Below are 19,064 nucleotides of genomic sequence, written 5' to 3' on the forward strand. Positions count from 1 at the left end.
GGCTGCTGCGTCGGGGCTTGCCGATGTCGGTTGTCAACCGATGGTACATATGGATTACCTATACCTTGAGGAGGCTCATCATGAATTTATTCGATTTGACAGGAAAAACAGCGGTAATTATCGGGGGAAACAGTACGCTTGGCGGAGCTATGGCGGTTGCGCTCGGCGGACATGGAGCCGACGTGGCTGTTGTCGGCCGCAATGCGGAGAAATCCGAAGCGGTCGCTAAAAGAATTGAAGAAGCGGGCGGCAAGGCCAAATGTTTCACGGCGGATGCGACCAAAGCAGAGGATTTGCAAAAGGTGCTTGAGGACGTTCTCGCTTGGACAGGCCGCTGCGACATCTTGATGAATTGCCCGGGGATGAACAGCACGACGCCGTTCTTCGAGCTGAAGATGGAAGAATGGGACACCATTATGGAAGTCAACTTGAAGAGCGTCGTGTTAGCTTGCCAAGTATTTGGGAAACATATGGTGGACAAAGGCGAAGGCGGCAGCATTATCAACATTTCGTCGGTATCTTCCGAGCCTCCGCTGTCCAAGGTGTTTACTTACTCCGCTTCCAAAGCGGCCGTAAACAACGTAACCAAGTTCCTTGCGCGTGAATTCGCTCCTGCCCGCGTACGCGTCAATGCCATCATTCCGGGCTTTTTCCCGGCTGAGCAAAACCGTAAAATCTTGTCTCCGGAGCGTACGGAATCGATCCTGCGCCACACTCCGATGAACCGTTTCGGTGAAGCGGAAGAACTGCAAGGCGCAGCGGTATACCTTGCCTCCGACAAAGCTTCGAGCTTCGTTACCGGTTCGCTGCTTCGCGTAGACGGCGGTTACGGGTCGATGACGATTTAATAAACGTTGGAACGGACCGCCGCCGCAAGGGAACTCTCATTTCCTTCTTGGCGGGCCGGTTCGGGCCGCTTTAGCGAGTCGTACACTATATCATTATCAGGAAGGAAGAGAAACCAAATGTCCAAACAACAAGTCGGCGTTATTGGATTGGCTGTCATGGGTAAAAACCTGGCATTGAATATCGAGAGCAGAGGCTTTACGGTTTCTGTGTTTAACCGTTCCCGCGAGAAGACGGATGCGCTGATTGAGGAAGCCAAAGGCAAAAACCTCGTTGGTACATACAGCATCGAAGAATTCGTTGCATCGCTGGAAAAACCGCGCAAAATCCTGATCATGGTGCAAGCAGGAGCTGGCACCGACGCAACGATCAATTCTCTTGTTCCGCATCTGGAACAAGGCGACATCATCATCGACGGCGGCAATGCTTACTTCCCTGATACCCAGCGCAGAAATAAAGAGCTGTCCGCTCACGGTCTCCGCTTTATCGGCACGGGCGTATCCGGCGGCGAAGAAGGCGCGCTGAAAGGCCCTGCAATTATGCCGGGCGGACAAAAGGACGCTTATGAACTGGTGGAGCCGATCTTGACGGCGATTTCCGCCAAAGTGGGCGGCGATCCTTGCTGCACGTACATCGGACCGGATGGCGCGGGACATTACGTAAAAATGGTGCATAACGGCATCGAGTACGGCGACATGCAGCTGATCTGCGAAGCATATCAACTGTTGAAGGACGTACTGAACGTCAGCACCGACGAATTGCATGAAATTTTCGCTGAATGGAATAAAGGCGAGCTCGACAGCTACTTGATCGAGATCACAACCGATATCTTCACGAAGAAAGATCCTGAGACGGGCAAAGCGATGGTTGACGTCATTCTTGACTCCGCCGGACAAAAAGGCACGGGTAAATGGACAAGCCAAAGCTCCCTGGATCTCGGCGTTCCGCTTTCGATCATCACCGAGTCCGTATTCTCCCGCTTCCTGTCCGCTATGAAGCAAGAACGCGTAGCGGCAAGCAAAGTGCTGAGCGGCCCTAAAGCGTCCGCTTTCGACGGAGACCGCAAGCAGTTCATCGAGGCTGTGCGCCAAGCGCTGTACGCGAGCAAAATTTGCTCCTACGCTCAAGGCTTCGCTCAAATGAGAGCCGCTTCCGAAGAGTACAACTGGGGATTGGACTACGGCAGCATCGCGATGATTTTCCGCGGCGGCTGCATTATCCGCGCCCGCTTCCTGCAAAACATCAAGGATGCTTACGACCGCAATCCGGAGCTGAGAAACCTGCTTCTGGACGAATATTTCAAAGGCATCGTTGAAAACTATCAGGATGCATGGAGAACGGTTGTAGCCGCTGCGGTTACGCGCGGCGTTCCGGTTCCTGCTTTCGCATCGGCGCTGGCTTACTATGACAGCTACCGTACGGAGCGTCTGCCGGCTAACCTGCTGCAAGCGCAAAGAGACTATTTCGGAGCGCATACGTTCCAGCGTTTGGATAAAGAAGGCACATTCCATTTCAACTGGATGGAGAACTAATCTTTTCTTGTTCTCCGGCTCGGCTTGGGAGGATGCAGGCCGAAGGATGCTTCGTAGATCCAGTCTTTCAGGCGGTCCGCCTCCTGATCGAAGCCGTTGCGCCGCTGGATCAGCATTAGAGATATTTCGGCGAAATAACGAAAGTTTTGCAATAAGCGTGGTTGAGAAAGGTCCGCTAATGCCGGATCTTCTTCAGCCACCTTTTTTTTAATAAATTCCAATATCCATACGACATCGTCCCTGCAGAGCGGATGGGCGGGATCGAGGATTTGTTCGAGCTTCCGCTGCGCGGCGTTGGGAACGGGATTCTGCGACTGAGATAAGGCCGAATGCATCAACGATTCATCTCTCCTTATAATCAATTCATAGTACCATGATAGCAGAAACGTCTGGAATTTATTCACAATCCATCATATGATTTTGTCGAAGTTTCTATTCATTAAGTTGAAATAATGATATGATGATAAGGTTAGAAATGAGCTGTCAAGAGGTGTGAACGTATTGGAACCATCGAATATTGTGCTGGTAGGTTTTATGGGCACGGGAAAATCTACGGTAGGCAAGACGCTGGCGTCCCGGCTGGGATGGAAGTTTGTCGACACGGACGCTTTGATTGAGGAGCGGCAGGGCATGTCGATCAGCGATATTTTTGCGACTGCGGGAGAGAAGGCATTTCGGGACATCGAGAGCGAGACGATCGCCATAACGCTGGACGGAACCCGTCAGGTTATCGCCACCGGAGGCGGTGCGGTTTTGGCGGAGCAAAACCGCAAGGTCATGCAAGCAAGAGGATGGGTCGTCGCTTTGACAGCGGATGCCGAGACGATTATCAGCCGGGTCAGCCAGGACCAGAACCGCCCTTTAGTTCAGGGCGATGTGAAGGAGCGCGTGCATACGCTGCTGGAAACCCGTAAGCACGCATACGATTTCGCAGGAAAGCGGATCGATACCGGCTCTTTGTCCGTAGAAGAGATTGTGGCTGAAATCGTCGCGGCTATGCCGAATTAAAGCTTGTCCCACTCCAGCATGCCGCCGCTCATATTTTTCAGATTGGCGAATCCCTGCGCCGTTAAGAAGTCGTAGGCTCTTCCGCTGCGATTGCCGCTTCGGCAGACGAGGATCGTTTCCCTGTCTTTGGGAATGTCGGCGAGCCGGTCGGGAATTTGCATCAGAGGAATGTGGACGGCTCCTGGGATGATGCCTTGAGCGACTTCTTCGTCTTCGCGAACGTCGATAATATCGAGCTTTTCGCCTTGCTCCAGACGTTTTTTCAGTTGTTCGGGGGTAATGGTTTGCATTGAAATAAACCTCCATCAGGCTTCAAGTTTGATGTGTGGGCATCTGTATCCATCATATAGAGAAACCGGTTTCGGTGTCAAACTTGCGGTTTTCATCCTTTGCTAAGGTATGGTAAACTGGCAGTATTTCCGAAAAGCAACCTATTGATTTCTTCACTTTTTATGCGGAACAGGAGAGATACATATTCATGAAAGCTATTGTGAAACCGACCAATCAATTAGAGGGTACGATTAATGCGCTCTCTTCAAAAAACTATACGACCCGTTATCTGCTGATCGGCGCATTGGCGGAAGGGACAAGCACGATCTATTACCCTGCCCATAGCGAAGACAGCGATGCGATGCGCCGCTGCATCCGCGATTTGGGGGCCGTCGTGGAAGAAGACGACGAGAAGATGACGATTCAAGGCTTCGGAAGACATCCGAAGCATGTCAAGGAGCTTAACGTAGGCAATGCCGGGGCGGTACTCCGCTTTCTGATGTCGATTGCGGCTTTCTGTCCGGAGCTTACGTTCGTCAATACATATCCCGATTCTTTGGGCAAACGTCCGCATGACGATTTGATCGACGCGCTTCAGCAGATGGGAGTGGAGGTCGAGCATCGGGAGGGCAAGCTGCCCATTACGATCCGCGGCGGCCGTCCGCGGGGCGGAAAGATCCGGGTATCCGGCAATGTGAGTTCGCAATTTTTGAGCTCGCTGCTCTTTATGACGCCGCTGCTTGAAGAAGACAGCGAAATAGAGGTGCTGCACGACCTGAAATCGAAAGTGATCGTCGGGCAAACATTGGAGGTTATCGCGCAGGCCGGCATCAAGATCGAGGCTTCCGACGATTTGATGCATTATAAAATCCCGGGCCGGCAAAAGTATCAGCCGCAAAAGTACGTCGTTCAGGGCGATTACCCGGGCTCCGCGGCTATTTTGGCCGCTGCGGCCGTTACGAACTCCGACGTAAAAGTGCTCCGGCTCGAAGAGCAGAGCAAGCAGGGCGAGAAAGCGGTCGTCGACGTGCTGCGCGCGATGGACGTCAATCTGACGCATGAAAACGGCGTTGTGCATGTTAAAGGCAATCAGAAGCTGAAAGCCGGGGAGTTCGACGGAGACCACTTTACGGATGCCGTGCTGGCTATGGTGGCTGCGGCGGTGTTCGCCGAAGGCACGTCCCGCTTCTATAACGTCGAAAACTTGCGATACAAGGAATGCGACCGCATTACCGATTTCTTGAACGAGCTGCGCAAGGCCGGAGCGGATGTCGAAGAAAGACAAAGCGAGATCATCGTTCACGGCCGTCCGCAAGGCGTAACGGGGGGAGTAGAGATCAACGCTCATTACGATCACCGGGTCATTATGGCGCTTACCGTCGTGGGGCTGCGTTCCGAGCAGGGCTTGATCATCAAAGACGCTCATCATGTGGCCAAATCGTATCCTCATTATTTTGAGCATTTGCTCTCGCTGGGCGCGCACATCGAATTGGTTAAGGAATAATCGGAGCCGGTTTGGTCCAGCGGTAGTTATCGCTTGTCTTTGCTTCAAAAGGCGGCGACACGAGTTTTTTCATCATACACAAGCGGGTTGATTTCCTCATGAAGGTACTGAAGGTACTATGGAAGGGCCTCCAGGTTACGTTCGGCTTTTTCTTGGTCGGAGGACTTGTTTTTGCCAGCGGAGTATTCGGCGTGCTGCTCTATGCCAAAATAACGGGGCAGGCTTGGTTCGAAGACGAGGTGGCCGTCGTCTATGCCGAGACGGGCGCGAATAAGCCTTCCCAGAACGTCCATGCTCCGGCGGTTGCGGCTGTTGCTCCAGAGACGCCGCCTCCGGCCGCATCGGCGATGCTGGATGCTCCGGCGGTGAAGCAATATCCGGAGCTGCCGTCAGGCTGCGAAGTGACCAGTCTCACGATGCTGCTGCAATTTGCCGGCATTCAGAAGGATAAGATGGAGCTTGCCTCCGAAATGCCTAAGGACCCGACGCCTTTCAAAACGAATTCGGACGGCTCCATCGCATATTGGGGCAATCCGAACACGGGCTTTGTAGGCGAAGTTACGGGAGCCGCCAAAGGCTTCGGCATTTATCATAGCGCCTTGTACGGGCTGCTCGCCCAATATGTTCCCGGGGCGCAGGATTTTACGGGCAAACCGTTCGAGAAGCTGGAACAGCAGCTGAGGGAAGGCATTCCTTCGGTAGTATGGACCACGATCGATTACAGGGTGCCGAGCAAATGGGTCGTCTGGGATACGCCGATCGGTCCTATTCAAACGACGTTTATGGAGCATGCCGTCCTGTTGGTCGGATTTGACGAGCAGAACGTGTATGTCAACGACCCTTATAACGGCAAAAGCAAAGTGAAAATAGATAAAGAACAATTTATACAAACTTGGGAAGCGATGGGTCGTCAGGCGCTTTCTTATACTCAATCTTAAATCAAGGAGCTGGTTGTCATGGCATTCGAAAATCCTTCCCGCGAGCGTATTAAAGAACTGCTGATCGGCGCGGGCAACGTGGCGGTCGTCGGCTTGTCGGATAAGCCGGACCGCGTTTCGTATATGGTGGCTGAAGCGATGCAGAAGAAAGGATACCGGATTATCCCGGTAAATCCCAATGCCGACAGCATTTTGGGCGAAACCTGCTATCCGTCGTTGTCGGATATCCCCGAGCCCGTAGATATCGTGAACGTATTCCGCCGCAGCGAGACGGTCGTCCCGGTTGCGGAAGAAGCGGTTAAGATCAAGGCGAAGGTGTTCTGGCTGCAGCAAGGCATCTTTAATGAAGAAGCGGCAGATATTGCCAAAGCCGGCGGGTTGGAAGTCATCATGGACCGCTGCATTAAAGTGGAAGACTCCATCCTGCTGCCCGGAGGAAGATAAACGTGTATCGCGAACATATTTCCGCTTATATGCCCGTTTATCTCGTTATGGGACTGGAAGGCCATGGCGGACGAACGGCGCTTGAGATTGCCCGCGAGGCGCTTGAAGGCGGGGTGACGATCCTCCAGCTGCGTGAAAAGAACGCTCCATTGAAGCAGGTTTTGGAGCAGGGCGCCAAATTGCGCGATTTATGCCGCGAGTACCGCGTTCCTTTTCTCGTCAACGACCGCGTCGATGTGGCCGTGCTGCTGAACGCCGACGGCGTGCATGTCGGGCAGGACGATATTCCCGGGCTTGCGGCCAGGCAGCTGCTCGGCGGCGATAAGATCGTCGGCATTTCCGCCGGATCGATGGAAGAAGCCGAATGGGCTATGGCTCAAGGAGCCGATTATTTGGGAGTGGGTCCCGTCTATGCGACCTCGACCAAGCCGGATGCCGGAGAGGCGATCGGTACCGGCTTAATCGGCGACATTGCCCGGCGCTGGAGCGTTCCTACCGTCGGTATCGGCGGCATCCATAGCGGCAACGCCGCCTCCGTCATTCAAGCCGGAGCGGGAGGCGTCGCCGTCGTATCCGCCATTACCAAGCAATCGAATCCGCTGCAGGCCGCAGCGGAATTGAAACGTATCGTGCTTCAGTCGACCGGCGGAAGCCGTTAGAAAAGCCAAGAGCTTCCATAAATAAAATAAATCCTCCTTAGAGACAATAATAAAGGCTTCTGGAAGAGCAACGGTTACATGAACCGATCCCGGAAGACTTTAACAACTTCCTAAGGAGGATTTTTCACATGTATCAAAGCTATCAGCAAAATTCCTTTCAGCCACAAATGGGTGCCGGGAACGTAATGTCCCAATACCGCGGGCTTGAGACGAAATACCAACCGATCGGTTTTGTGCAATCGCAGTACAACCAATCTTTAAACAGCGGCATGGGCGGTCAATTCCAAAATCAACAACATCAAAACCAGGCGCAATTCTCCAGCTTCCAAAGCCAAAGCCCGCAGTCGTATCATACGGCAAGCTACCGCGGCAATCAACAAGGCCATGACGCTTACTTGAGAAGCGACTCGGCACAACCGGCGCAAAGCCAATTTGGCGGCAGCTACATGAATCAAGCTCCTTCTTACAGCAGCTTCAATTCGTTCTCCGGCCAACAACAGTTCAATCAACAACAACAACAACAACACCCGGAATCGTATCATACGGCAAGCTACCGCGGCAATCAGCAAGGCCACGACGCTTACTTGAGAAGCGATTCTTCCCAACCGGCGCAAAACCAATACGGTATCGGCGCTTCCGCTATGCATTCTTATAACACGGGAATGAACAGCAACTCGTTTGCATCTTCCCAGCAATTTAACCAATTCCAAGCTCCGCAGTCGTATCATACGGCGAACTACCGCGGAGATCAGCAAGGTCACGACGCCTACTTGAGAAGCGATTCGGCGCAGCCTGCGCAAAGCCAATTCGGTTCTTCCGGCATGAACATTAACAGATACCAATTCTAAAATAGCTGCTTTAGCAAATGGCGGGCCTCACGGCCCGCTTTACACATGGAGGAGGTATGTACAGGTGAACAATCAGCAAAATATGACGTCCGACCGCAGCTTGCTATCGGAAAAGGAGTTCAGCTACATTAAGGACTTCTTGTCCTGGGAGCTTCTGGCGATGAAAAAATGCAAAGAATCGGCTGAGCAATGCCAGGATGCCGAAATTAAGCAGCTAATTGAAAAAACGGGCCGCCAACATCTCGATCATTACCAAACATTGCTTAACCATTTGCAATAAATAAGGAGGGAACATCCATTATGCCTACGATGGAAATTGCTAAACCGCAATCCGGCGAGCTCCCGCAAGTGAAAGGTCCGGAGATGAACGACCGGGATCGCGTAAATGACATATTGTCGATGCAAAAATATTTGACGACCGGCTTCAATACGGGACTGAGCGAAGTGCAAAATCCGCAGCTGCGCAAGAGCGTCGCGTCGATTTTGACCGCCCAGCAGGAGGCGCAATGGGAGCTGTTCAATCTCATGTTCGAAAAAGGCTGGTACAAGATGAAAGCGGCCGATAAGCAGGAAATTTCCCAAGCAAAGCAGCAGTTCAGCGGCTATTCCTCCCAATTCCCAAGCTTTTCATAAATCATGCGAAGCAGCCCCGAACAATTGGTTTGGGGTTGTTTGACAAAAAGGGACATTGGCCTTACCATCGAGATAGAAAGGAGGGTGCGGTTGGTTTGAACTGGATGGGGAATTTGCAGCAATTGGGCCGGTCACTCATGCTTCCGACCATTACCATCCCGGTTGCGGCGGTATTGCTGCGGCTCGGCACGCTGCCTTGGCAAGACGTACATATGTCCCGTTTCGGGGAGCTCATGCTGTTTTTCGGCAACACGATATTTACTTATTTGCCTATGATCTTTGCCGTCGGCGTCGCCTTGGGCTTGACGGAGAGCGCAGGGATCGCCGGCATGTCGGCGCTGATCGGGCAAATCATGTTCAATCAGGCGACCCGGCATTATATGGGGGACGAGTTCCATCTGGGAATCCCCGGGGGGATACTCATCGGGCTGATTGCCGCGATTTTGTATCATCGCGTCAAAGATATTCAATTGCCGGAATCGATTCAATTTTTTGGCGGGCCCCGCATGGTTCCGCTGCTTATGGGATTATCCATTCTGGCGCTTAGTTTGATCACGATCCAATTTGGCCCTTATATGGAATTATTCATGCAAACGCTCTCTAATGCCGTTCTCGGATTAGGGGGATTCGGCACGTTCGTGTACGGAGTCATCCATCGTCTGCTAGTTCCTTCAGGGCTTCATCACGTGTTCAACAACTTTTTCTGGTTCCAGCTGGGCGCATACGAGAAACCGAGCGGAGAGATGGTGTTCGGGGATTTGCCGCGCTATTTTGCCGGAGACCCGAAAGCGGGCATCTATATGGCCGGGCTTTATCCGATTATGATGTTTGCTCTGCCCGCCATCGCGATGGCGATCATTCACGAGGCGAGGGAGGACTTGAAGCCAAAAATCCGCGCCACGTTCTTGACTGCGGCGCTCGCTTCCTTTCTGACCGGAGTTACGGAGCCCATAGAGTTCGCCTTCTTGTTCGTCGCTCCTTATCTTTTCATCGTTCACGCCATTTTGTCGGGATTGTCGATGTGGATCGCGTATGCGCTGGACATTCATCACGGCTTCTCCTATTCGGCGGGAGCCATCGATTATTTGATCAACTTCCATCTGTCGCATAACGGCTGGATGCTGATTCCTATCGGACTCGGCTATTTCCTTGTCTATTATTTTCTGTTCCGCTGGGCGATACGCCGTTTCCGGATTCCGACTCCCGGCAGGGAGGAAGGCTCGCAGCTCGAAGAATGGGCGGGAGATATTCCATACCGTTCGCCGCTGATTTTGCAGGCGCTGGGAGGCAAGAACAACATCAAGAAGCTGGAAGCCTGCATTACGCGGCTCCGATTGACGCTCGAGAACGACCGTCTGATGGACATTGCGGCGCTGAAACATCTTGGGGCCGCCGGAGTCATCCGCCTGGGAGGCGGGAACGTTCAAGTCGTTTTCGGCACGTACTCGGAGCTGATTCGCGAGGAGATCAAGAAGGTGCTGGTGAAGGATGTCCATCCCGTGCTGTTCAGCGCTCCGATGCAGGGCAGGATGATTCCGCTGGAGGAGGTCCCCGATCCGATCTTCGCCGGAAGGCTGGTCGGCAACGGCGTGGCGTTCATGCCGGAGAAAGGCGAGTTGGTCGCTCCGGTATCCGGCAAGATTATGATTCTGTATCCGTCGCTGCATGCGGTAGGCATTCAAACGGAGGAAGGGCTTGAGGTGCTGCTGCACATCGGTATAGACACTTCGCAATTGCAGGGAAAATGGTTTACCGCGCTTGTGAAGGAAGGCGATCAGGTAGAGGCGGGGCAGCTGCTCATTCGCTTCAACCTGCAGAAGGTGAAAAAGAATTGCAAGTCTTTGGCTACGCCGATGATTATAACCAATGTGGACAAAGTGAAGTCTTGGAGCTTCGCGCCGTTCAAAACGGTTAAAAAAGGACAGGCGTCCGTCATGTCTGTCGTCTTGAAGGATGCTACAGGGGGAGGGAACACTTTTGGCTGAGGGGATCGGAGCTTCATCAGGGATCGCGATGGGAAAAGCTTTCGTCATTCCGACCTGGGAATGGGACTTTCCGGAGAAGCTGATCGATGTCACCGATTTGGCTTATGAATTCGAAAGGCTGTACGATGGCATTCGTTCGTCCAAGGATGAAATTGAAACGATAAAGCAAGAATTCGTCTCGGTATTAGGGGAAGAACAGACATCGATTTTCGATGCGCATTTGGCGATTTTGGAGGACCCGATCTTTATGAACGAGGTTCAGGGCATTATGCAGCGCCAATATAAAGCGGCCGAGGTCGCAGTCAAAGAGGCGATAGAGAAATTCGTCAATATGTTCGATCTGCTGGACGATCAGTATATGAAAGAGCGGGCGCTCGACATCAAGGACGTCGGCAACCGCCTTCTGAAGCATTTGCTCGGGGCGCTTGAGGAGACATTCCCTCCGAAGGACCAGCCCTACATTCTGGTCGCCAAAGAGCTGTCTCCGTCGCAAATGGTCCATCTGGACATCAACCTGGCGCTCGGACTCGTGACGATGCTCGGAGGGAAAACCTCGCACGTGGCCATCATGGCCCGCGCGATGGGTGTCCCCTATGTGCTGGGGCTCGAAGGCAAGCTGAATACGCCGATTCAAAACGGCGATTACCTCATCATCGACGGGGACGAAGGCAAAGTCTATATCAATCCGTCCGAAGCGCTGATCGAGGAGTATAAGACGCGCAAGGCGATACTGCAAAAGCTCAAAGACAAGCTGCAAACGCTCGCTCATCTGCCCGCGCAAACGTCGGACGGCGTCGATTTTCAATTGGCAGCCAATATCAGCTCCGTCAAGGAGCTCGATCAGGTGCTGAAAAACGGGGCCTCCAGCGTCGGCCTGTTCCGGACCGAATTCGTGTACATGGATCGGGACAGTCTGCCTCTCGAAGAAGAGCAGTTCGAGATTTACCGTCAGGTCGCCGAAAAGATGGCAGGCAACCGGGTCGTCATCCGAACGCTCGATATCGGCGGGGACAAGAGCCTCGACTATATCGAGCTGCCGGAGGAAGACAATCCCTCGCTCGGCTACAGGGCGATCCGCATCTCGCTTGACCGCACCGACTTGTTCAAGACGCAGCTTAGAGCCATTCTGCGCGCCAGCCATTACGGGAATATCAAAATATTGTACCCGATGATCTCGTCGCTGGAGGAGCTGCGCAAGGCGAACGATGTGCTGGAGACGGCCAAACGGGAGCTGAGAGAGCAAGGGATGCCCTTTCAGGAGGAGATTGAGGTGGGCATCATGATCGAGGTTCCCGCCGCGGTCATCATTGCGGATTTGCTCGCCGAGAAGGTCGACTTTTTCAGTATCGGAACCAACGATCTGGTTCAGTACATACTGGCCGTAGACCGGATGAATGAAACGGTCGCCCATTTGTACGATCCTTTCCACCCTGCGGTGCTGCGGATGCTGAAGTCGACGGTGGAGGCCGCCAGGTCGGCCAATATTCATGTGAGCGTCTGCGGGGAGCTCGCGGGCGACATCCGCGCGCTGCCGATATGGATCGGACTCGGCATTACGGAGCTGAGCATGTCGGTCCAATCGATCCTGCGCGTCAAGAACAGCCTGCTGCAAAGCCGCTTCAGCGAAGGAGCGGGAATATGGAGCGAGCTGCTGCGCTGCGCGAACAGCAAGGACGTCATGGAAGTGCTCAACCGCCATTTGCGGCAGGACGTGCTGACGAAATAAAGAGAATTTTATAAGGATGGAGTGAAGGCAATGGAATTGAAAGGCTATAAAGTGCTTGCTTTCGTAGATGAAGAATTCGAGGATTTGGAGATGTGGTATCCCGTGCTTCGGCTGCGCGAGTCGGGGGCCGAGGTGCATTTGGCGGGGCCCAAGTCGGGGACCGTCTATCACGGGAAATACGGCGTTCCGTTAACGACGGAATACGCGATAGAAGACGTCCGATCGGAGGATTATATCGGTTTGTATGTTCCTGGCGGCTGGGCGCCGGACAAGCTGCGCCGCTATGCCGACGTGCTGCGCTTGACAAGAGAATTCCACGAGGCTGAGAAGCCGATTGCTCATATATGCCATGCAGGCTGGGTGCTCGCTTCGGCCAAAATTTGCGCCGGATACACGATGACGTCCACTCCGGGCATCAAGGATGATTTGGAAAATGCGGGCGCCGTTTGGGTCGATCAGGAGGTCGTAGTGGACCGCAATATCGTCTCCGGGCGCAGACCGCCCGACCTGCCTGCTTTCACCAAGGAGTTCGTGAGAGTGCTTGCCGAATTTACGAAGCGTTAAAAGCCCGGCGAAAGCTCGCGGCTCTCTCATGCGCTTCCTGCCCGCCGAGCCAAGAGGCAGCGGTGTGGTTAATATTACTAGCCTCGTTCCAGCAGGAGAATGCATCCGTAAGTAGAATTTGTACTCTAAAGAGCATTAGTCTAATGATCCCGGACCTAATCGTCAATATCCGAAACGAAGTCGCTTGACGGGGGCTACGGCCGTATAAAGCAGCGTACGGAGCCTGATGATGCCGGTTCCAGACGGGGTCGTTATAATGCCGCTACAATGCGTTGTTGTTGGAATGAAGGAGTGGTAAGGTTGCAGAAGCAGTGCAAGTGTGGCAGCGCGATGAGCATAAAGCTGCGTACTGTCATCTATCAGAACAAAGTGGAAATCGAGAACGTTCCTGTTTATTCATGCGAATCTTGTCAGCGAAGCGAAGTATTCGCAGAAGTGAAGCCGGAGCTCACCGGCATCATCGGGAAACTGGGACATCTGCCGGAAAAGCAGCAGTTGTCATTTAACGACATTAGCGAAATCGCCTATTTGTTGAAGAAGGTGACGGAAAAAGAGCATGCGGCAGATCCGGTAGAAAAAATTATAGAGAATCGGATCAACGAGCTGCTGGATCTGTTATTGCTTGCTCAATCCTTGAAGGATGAAGCCTGGACCGAGGAGATCCGCACCCGGCTCGGCCAAATCGCCAAGCACGCCGTCTCGGTCAACGACTTGCCCTGACACTCCATACATACGGAGCCTTAGCGAGGCGCCTGCCTGTGCCGAAGAGGCACGGTTTTATTGCGCTTGCTTTCAGGGAAAAACGTAACTGTCGTATGCCGTAAATTTCCTGTAAAAAACGTTGATAAACGGTTTTTTCTAAGCCTTCTGCGCCGCAGTTGGCTTTTTTTGCTTTTTTTTGTTACTATAGCAGGTAAGACGATGCCTAATTCATTGCGTAAAACCGTATTTTGTCGTATGATAAGGCTTAATAGTATATGATCGCAGCATTATACATTTTAATATAATGGAGAGAATGACCGTGACTGTAACTATTTATGATGTAGCCAGAGAAGCAGGCGTTTCCATGGCAACCGTTTCACGGGTTGTCAATAATAATCCTAACGTGAAGCCACAAACCCGGAAGAAGGTATTCGAAGCCATTGAACGGCTGGGATACCGGCCGAACGCTGTCGCCAGAGGCTTGGCCAGCAAGAAAACCACTACGGTCGGCGTAGTTATTCCGGATATCTCGAACTCGATATTTTCCGAAGTCGCCCGGGGCATCGAAGATATCGCGAATATGTACCATTACAACATCATTTTGTGTAATGCGGACAAGAAGAAAGAGAAGGAAATCCGGGTCATCAACACGCTCCTGGAGAAGCAAGTCGACGGGCTGCTGTTTATGGGCGGCGTTGTAACGGACGAGCATATTCAAGCGTTCAAAACTTCCGCCGTGCCGATTGTTCTTTGCGCCACAACCGACGAGAACAACACGATCGCGTCGGTCGATATCGATCATGAGAAAGCGGCGTTCGACGCCGTCAACCATCTGATCGCGAACGGCCATCGCGATATCGCGATGATCTCGGGAACTTTGCAGGACCCGGCCAACGGCTTCGCCCGTTATCAAGGATATAAGAAGGCGCTGGAAGCGGCCGGTATTCCGCTGCGCGAAGAATACGTCAGAATCGGCAACTACCGTTACGAATCCGGGCTGGAAGTAACGAAGCATTTCCTCGAGCTGAGCGAGCGGCCAACGGCTATTTTCGCGGCTACGGACGAGATGGCTATCGGAGCGATCCATACGTTGCAGGATAACGGCTTGAAGGTGCCGGAAGATATGTCCGTCATTAGCGTAGACAACATTCGCATGGCGTCGATGGTTCGCCCTCAATTAACGACGGTGGCGATGCCGATGTACGATATCGGAGCCGTTGCGATGAGACTCTTGACGAAGCTGATGAATAAAGAAACCAAGGATGCATCGGAGCAAATGCAGGTGATTTTACCGCATGAGGTCATTCATAGAAACTCGGTGGCTCATCGTTAATGAGCCTCTTTCTTTTGTAGTCCATGGTCCGCATGCTCTGATCAAGGATGTTATTAGGGGGAAGCGAATTTGTCTTATCAGAAAATTGGCGTGATCGGCGCCATGAAAGAAGAGATCGAGCTGTTTGTCCAACACATGCAGCAGGTTCGCGACTCGGAGAAAGCGAAGATTCATTTCCGTGAAGGAAGCTTTCACGGAAAAACGATCGTACTGTGCAAGTCGGGGGTAGGCAAAGTGAACGCCGCCGTGACGACGCAAGTACTGATCGATACATATGGCGTGGACGCTATCATTTTTACGGGCGTAGCGGGAGCGGTCGATCCCGAGCTGAATGTCGGGGACATCGTCGTAGGCTCCGAATCCATGCAGCATGATATGGACGTAACGGCGCTCGGCTTTCCGCGGGGGACGATCCCTTACGAGGAAACGTCGCTGTTCGCGTCGGACGATAAACTGCGCGAGCTGGCGGTTCATGCGGGTCAGGAGCTGTTTGACGGGCGCGTGAAGGCCGGCAGGGTATTGTCGGGCGATCAGTTTATCGCGAGCCGCGAAACCGTTTCACGGCTGTATACGGAGCTTCAGGGAGCCTGCACGGAGATGGAAGGGGCGGCCGTAGCGCAGGTTTGCTCAATGAACGGCATTCCGCATGTCGTCATCCGTTCGATGTCCGATAAGGCGGACGGTTCCGCGCACGTGAATTTCGCCGAATTTACCGTCCAAGCATCGGAGAATTCGTACGCAATCGTTGAGCATATGCTTAAGCATCTGTAGAACATAGAAGGAGAGAACATTCAATGACAGTAACTATGGATCAAGTTGTAGCGTTAGCGAAGCATCGGGGATTTATTTTCCCGGGCTCCGAAATATACGGCGGTTTGGCTAACACATGGGATTACGGCCCGCTCGGCGTCGAGTTGAAAAACAATATTAAACGCGCTTGGTGGAAAAAGTTCATTCAGCAGTCTCCGTACAACGTCGGATTGGACGCCGCCATTTTGATGAACCCGCAAGCCTGGGTCGCTTCCGGCCATGTCGGAAACTTCAACGATCCGATGATCGACTGCAAGCAGTGCAAATCGCGTCATCGCGCGGATAAAATTATCGAAAACGCGCTTGCCGAAAAAGGCATTGAGATTGTCGTTGACGGCATGACTTTCGACCAAATGATGGATTTGATCAAAGAGCATCACATCGTTTGTCCCGACTGTGGAGCGTTCGATTACACGGACATCCGCCAATTCAACCTGATGTTCAAGACGTTCCAAGGCGTAACGGAATCGAGCTCCAATGTCGTTTATATGCGTCCGGAGACGGCGCAAGGCATTTTCGTCAACTTTAAAAACGTCCAACGGACGATGAGAAAGAAGCTGCCGTTCGGGATCGGCCAAATCGGCAAAAGCTTCCGCAATGAAATTACGCCGGGCAACTTCACGTTCCGCACGCGCGAATTCGAACAGATGGAGCTTGAGTTTTTCTGCAAGCCGGGAGAGGATCTGCAGTGGTTTGAATATTGGAGAAGCTTCTGCTATCAATGGCTGCTTAGCTTGGGACTGAAGGAAGCGAATATCCGCCTGCGCGATCATTCCGAAGACGAGCTGTCCCACTACAGCAACGCGACGACCGATATCGAGTTCAAATTCCCGTTCGGCTGGGGCGAGCTGTGGGGGATTGCGGACCGTACCGATTACGACTTGAAGCAGCATATGGAGCATTCCGGCGAAGATTTCAATTATATCGATCAGGAAGGAAACGAACGCTACGTTCCTTACTGCATCGAGCCATCGCTTGGCGCAGACCGCGTTACGCTGGCATTCCTGATTGACGCGTACGAGGAGCAGCAGCTGGAAGGGGACGACAAGCGGACGGTGATGCATTTTCACCCGGCGCTGGCGCCGATCAAGGCTGCGATCTTCCCGCTGTCCAAGAAGCTGGCTGAAGGCGCGCAAAGCATCTTCGCGGACTTGTCTCAGCACTTTATGGTCGATTACGACGATACTGGTTCGATCGGTAAAAGATACCGCCGCCACGATGAGATCGGCACGCCGTTCTGCATTACGTACGATTTCGAGTCCGAGCAGGACGGTCAAGTTACCGTGCGTCACCGCGATACGATGGAGCAAACGCGGATGCCGATCAGCGAGCTGAAATCGTTTATCGAAGCGAATATTCAATTCTAATAAGCACGAAACATAAAAAAGCCCGCGGTAAGGGGAAGCGCAAGAGCGTTCCCTTTGCCGCGGGTTTTTGGCATGAAGTCCCGCAGAGTTAAGGCAGCTTGCTGCCGGCCAAGATGCGGTTAGCCGGTGCGGATGTGTCCCGGCAATGACTTCCTCGTTTCTTGTTTACGTGACTGACGATCGCCCAGACCGAAGCGTGAATGCGGTGGTTATACGTGTTGCGCCAAACCGATTAGAAGTCCTTCATTTCCGCGAATGTAGCAGAGCCGATACGAGTCCCCGTACTGAACGATTTCGCCAACGAGCTGAGCACCATACTTAGTGAGTCTGGATACCATTTCATCAATGTCTTCAACGGTGAACATGACGCGTAAATAACCGAGAGCATTTACAGGAGCAGTTCGGTGATCTGATATGGCAGGAGGGGTGAGAAATCGCGAAAGTTCAAGTCGGCTGTGGCCATCCGGGGTAACCATCATAGCAATCTCTACGCACTGCGAACCCAGCCCGGTTACGCGACCCGCCCATTCACCTTCGACAGTAGTTCGCCTTTCGAGCTTCAAGCCAATCTCCTCAAAGAAAGAGATTGCGTCATCAAGGGATTCTACAACGATGCCAACATTATCCATTCGTAGTAATTTGTTTTTTGCCATAGCTTTAATCTCCTCGTATGTACAAATTTTGATTACCTGTTCCTCTTCATATTTTATTCTATCAACAATTACTGCTTCCCTCCAAATGATGAACAAGGGCAGGAAAGTTGAACCATACTGACGAAATTAATTAGGAGAAGTTTGCCTTTAATCGCTTGCCCCTTAAAACCCAAATTTTAAGGAGCGGAGCTAAAATGAAATATATGAACGCAGTTACCGTCCTTCCTGAAGAGTTGGTAAAGGAAATACAGAAGTATATAAAAGGCGGAATACTGTATATTCCCTTCCCCGAAGAAACGCATAAAAAGTGGGGCCAAAATTCAGGAAGCAGAAAATATTTGCATAAGAAAAATCATTTACTCCAAAAAGTAAAGTAGGATCAAGTCGCATCATGTTAACAAATAATTCAAGGCAGGTATCGACATGGATAATGTAAAAAGAATATGGAATGAATGGTCTGAAACGTGGTATCAAAGGTACAGGACAGACAAGGCGATAGCAAAAATAATACAAAACCCCGAATCGGCGTTTCACCGCACAACATTCTCCATGATCAAAGCGGCTTTGCCGGATTTGAAGGGAAAGAAAGTACTTGTTCCTTCAAGCGGGGATAACCTTGCCGTGTTCGCTCTTCATATGATGGGGGCGAAAGTAACGTCGTGCGACATATCGGAAAAACAAATTGAACACAGCTCGAATTTAGCTGGCAAATATGGTTGGGACATTGAATTTATTTGCGATGATACCATGAGGCTAAGCAGTGTGAAAAGCGATGAATACGATTTTGTATATACGTCCAATGGAGTCCATGTATGGATTGCCGATTTGAATTCCATGTACAGCAGCATTAGAAGAATTCTTAAAAAGGGCGGCGCTTATATCATGTTCGATATACACCCGTTCCTTCGCCCTTTTGAGCTGGATAAAGGGAAGCTAACGCTAGTCAAGCCATATGATGCTGCGGGGCCTTTTCTTATTGATGAAGTTCCAAGACTTCATTGGCGTATGCAAGATATAGTCAATGCTATAATTTCATCAGGTCTAAGTGTCAAGCATATCGAAGAAATGTTTGCGGAAGATGGCTCATTTTGGGTCGATGAGTCAACGAGTGAAGGGGATTCGCTCTCAGCACAAGAACTGGAGGATTTGCGCAATTGGAAATTGAATTCGATGGCAGGCCTTCCTCAATGGGTTTCGATACATGCGGTTAAGTAAAAGCGAAGGAGATATTAACTCGTTCCG

22 protein-coding genes are annotated in these 19,064 nt (G+C 52.0%); 19 read left to right on the forward strand and 3 right to left on the reverse strand.

Features of this window, described 5'->3' with window-relative positions:
• Window positions 1-80 precede the first annotated feature (80 nt).
• Window positions 81-848: an SDR family oxidoreductase gene (locus tag N0M98_RS04490; RefSeq protein WP_249862672.1), complete on the forward strand. Its 768-nt coding sequence runs from the start codon at window positions 81-83 to the stop codon at window positions 846-848.
• Window positions 849-935: 87 nt separating this feature from the next.
• Window positions 936-2,378, forward strand: coding sequence for an NADP-dependent phosphogluconate dehydrogenase (gene gnd, locus N0M98_RS04495; RefSeq protein WP_259617113.1), 1,443 nt, complete (start codon window positions 936-938; stop codon window positions 2,376-2,378).
• On the opposite strand, the gene N0M98_RS04500 is transcribed toward gnd, so the two are convergent.
• Window positions 2,375-2,713 carry a hypothetical protein gene (locus N0M98_RS04500; RefSeq protein WP_249866508.1) on the reverse strand — a complete coding sequence of 113 codons (339 nt, stop codon included), beginning with the start codon at window positions 2,711-2,713 and terminating at the stop codon, window positions 2,375-2,377. The two genes, gnd and N0M98_RS04500, sit on opposite strands and share 4 nt — an antisense overlap.
• 157 nt (window positions 2,714-2,870) lie before the next feature.
• Here N0M98_RS04500 and N0M98_RS04505 point away from each other — a divergent pair, with 157 nt between their 5' ends.
• On the forward strand, window positions 2,871-3,386 hold the full coding sequence (locus N0M98_RS04505; protein WP_310943096.1) for a shikimate kinase: 516 nt from the start codon (window positions 2,871-2,873) through the stop codon (window positions 3,384-3,386).
• Here N0M98_RS04505 and N0M98_RS04510 read toward each other — a convergent pair.
• Window positions 3,383-3,676: a rhodanese-like domain-containing protein gene (locus N0M98_RS04510; protein ID WP_249862675.1), complete on the reverse strand. Its 294-nt coding sequence runs from the start codon at window positions 3,674-3,676 to the stop codon at window positions 3,383-3,385. The genes N0M98_RS04505 and N0M98_RS04510 overlap by 4 nt on opposite strands.
• A 188-nt stretch (window positions 3,677-3,864) precedes the next feature.
• On the opposite strand from N0M98_RS04510, the gene aroA reads away from it, so the two are divergent.
• The 14 genes from aroA (at window position 3,865) to N0M98_RS04580 (ending at window position 17,169) form a co-directional block, all read left to right on the forward strand.
• On the forward strand, window positions 3,865-5,160 hold the full coding sequence (aroA, locus tag N0M98_RS04515; RefSeq protein ID WP_259617061.1) for a 3-phosphoshikimate 1-carboxyvinyltransferase: 1,296 nt from the start codon (window positions 3,865-3,867) through the stop codon (window positions 5,158-5,160).
• 98 nt (window positions 5,161-5,258) lie between these two features.
• Complete coding sequence (locus N0M98_RS04520) at window positions 5,259-6,098, forward strand: C39 family peptidase (protein ID WP_259617062.1); 840 nt, start codon at window positions 5,259-5,261, stop codon at window positions 6,096-6,098.
• A gap of 18 nt (window positions 6,099-6,116) precedes the next feature.
• Entirely contained in the window at window positions 6,117-6,542 is a 426-nt protein-coding gene (locus tag N0M98_RS04525) for a CoA-binding protein (protein WP_249862678.1), read from the forward strand.
• Between the two features lie 2 nt (window positions 6,543-6,544).
• Window positions 6,545-7,201 (forward strand): thiamine phosphate synthase, encoded by a 657-nt coding sequence (gene thiE / locus N0M98_RS04530; RefSeq protein WP_259617063.1) that lies wholly within the window; start codon window positions 6,545-6,547, stop codon window positions 7,199-7,201.
• Window positions 7,202-7,329: 128 nt separating this feature from the next.
• Window positions 7,330-8,049, forward strand: a complete 720-nt coding sequence (locus N0M98_RS04535) for a hypothetical protein (protein ID WP_259617064.1) — start codon at window positions 7,330-7,332, stop codon at window positions 8,047-8,049.
• A gap of 64 nt (window positions 8,050-8,113) precedes the next feature.
• On the forward strand, window positions 8,114-8,329 hold the full coding sequence (locus N0M98_RS04540) for a hypothetical protein (protein WP_249862681.1): 216 nt from the start codon (window positions 8,114-8,116) through the stop codon (window positions 8,327-8,329).
• A 20-nt stretch (window positions 8,330-8,349) separates the two neighbouring features.
• A complete protein-coding gene (locus N0M98_RS04545) occupies window positions 8,350-8,682 on the forward strand; it encodes a spore coat protein (RefSeq protein WP_249862682.1) in 333 nt (110 codons plus the stop codon).
• Window positions 8,683-8,777: 95 nt separating this feature from the next.
• On the forward strand, window positions 8,778-10,667 hold the full coding sequence (locus N0M98_RS04550) for a glucose PTS transporter subunit IIA (protein WP_259617065.1): 1,890 nt from the start codon (window positions 8,778-8,780) through the stop codon (window positions 10,665-10,667).
• Window positions 10,660-12,393 (forward strand): phosphoenolpyruvate--protein phosphotransferase, encoded by a 1,734-nt coding sequence (gene ptsP / locus N0M98_RS04555; protein ID WP_249862683.1) that lies wholly within the window; start codon window positions 10,660-10,662, stop codon window positions 12,391-12,393. The genes N0M98_RS04550 and ptsP overlap by 8 nt, the downstream gene beginning before the upstream one ends.
• A 30-nt stretch (window positions 12,394-12,423) precedes the next feature.
• Window positions 12,424-12,957 (forward strand): type 1 glutamine amidotransferase domain-containing protein, encoded by a 534-nt coding sequence (locus N0M98_RS04560; protein WP_249866509.1) that lies wholly within the window; start codon window positions 12,424-12,426, stop codon window positions 12,955-12,957.
• A gap of 300 nt (window positions 12,958-13,257) precedes the next feature.
• The gene (locus N0M98_RS04565) at window positions 13,258-13,677 is read left to right on the forward strand and encodes a hypothetical protein (protein ID WP_249862684.1); all 420 of its coding nucleotides are present in this window, start codon (window positions 13,258-13,260) and stop codon (window positions 13,675-13,677) included.
• A 301-nt stretch (window positions 13,678-13,978) separates the two neighbouring features.
• Window positions 13,979-14,992 (forward strand): catabolite control protein A, encoded by a 1,014-nt coding sequence (ccpA, locus tag N0M98_RS04570; protein ID WP_259617066.1) that lies wholly within the window; start codon window positions 13,979-13,981, stop codon window positions 14,990-14,992.
• A gap of 69 nt (window positions 14,993-15,061) precedes the next feature.
• The gene (locus tag N0M98_RS04575) at window positions 15,062-15,763 is read left to right on the forward strand and encodes a 5'-methylthioadenosine/adenosylhomocysteine nucleosidase (RefSeq protein ID WP_259617067.1); all 702 of its coding nucleotides are present in this window, start codon (window positions 15,062-15,064) and stop codon (window positions 15,761-15,763) included.
• A 23-nt stretch (window positions 15,764-15,786) separates the two neighbouring features.
• The gene (locus N0M98_RS04580; protein ID WP_259617068.1) at window positions 15,787-17,169 is read left to right on the forward strand and encodes a glycine--tRNA ligase; all 1,383 of its coding nucleotides are present in this window, start codon (window positions 15,787-15,789) and stop codon (window positions 17,167-17,169) included.
• A gap of 209 nt (window positions 17,170-17,378) precedes the next feature.
• Here N0M98_RS04580 and N0M98_RS04585 read toward each other — a convergent pair whose 3' ends face one another.
• Window positions 17,379-17,822, reverse strand: a complete 444-nt coding sequence (locus tag N0M98_RS04585) for a VOC family protein (protein ID WP_259617069.1) — start codon at window positions 17,820-17,822, stop codon at window positions 17,379-17,381.
• A 194-nt stretch (window positions 17,823-18,016) separates the two neighbouring features.
• Between N0M98_RS04585 and N0M98_RS04590 the strand changes: the two genes are divergently transcribed.
• Both N0M98_RS04590 and N0M98_RS04595 read left to right on the forward strand, forming a co-directional pair.
• Window positions 18,017-18,199, forward strand: coding sequence for a CD3324 family protein (locus N0M98_RS04590; protein WP_259617070.1), 183 nt, complete (start codon window positions 18,017-18,019; stop codon window positions 18,197-18,199).
• 46 nt (window positions 18,200-18,245) lie between these two features.
• Entirely contained in the window at window positions 18,246-19,037 is a 792-nt protein-coding gene (locus N0M98_RS04595; protein ID WP_259617071.1) for a class I SAM-dependent methyltransferase, read from the forward strand.
• The last annotated feature ends 27 nt before the right edge of the window (window positions 19,038-19,064 follow it).

It is taken from the genome of Paenibacillus doosanensis, from assembly GCF_025060755.1.
In the GTDB taxonomy this organism is placed as follows: Bacteria; Bacillota; Bacilli; order Paenibacillales; family NBRC-103111; genus Paenibacillus_S; species Paenibacillus_S doosanensis.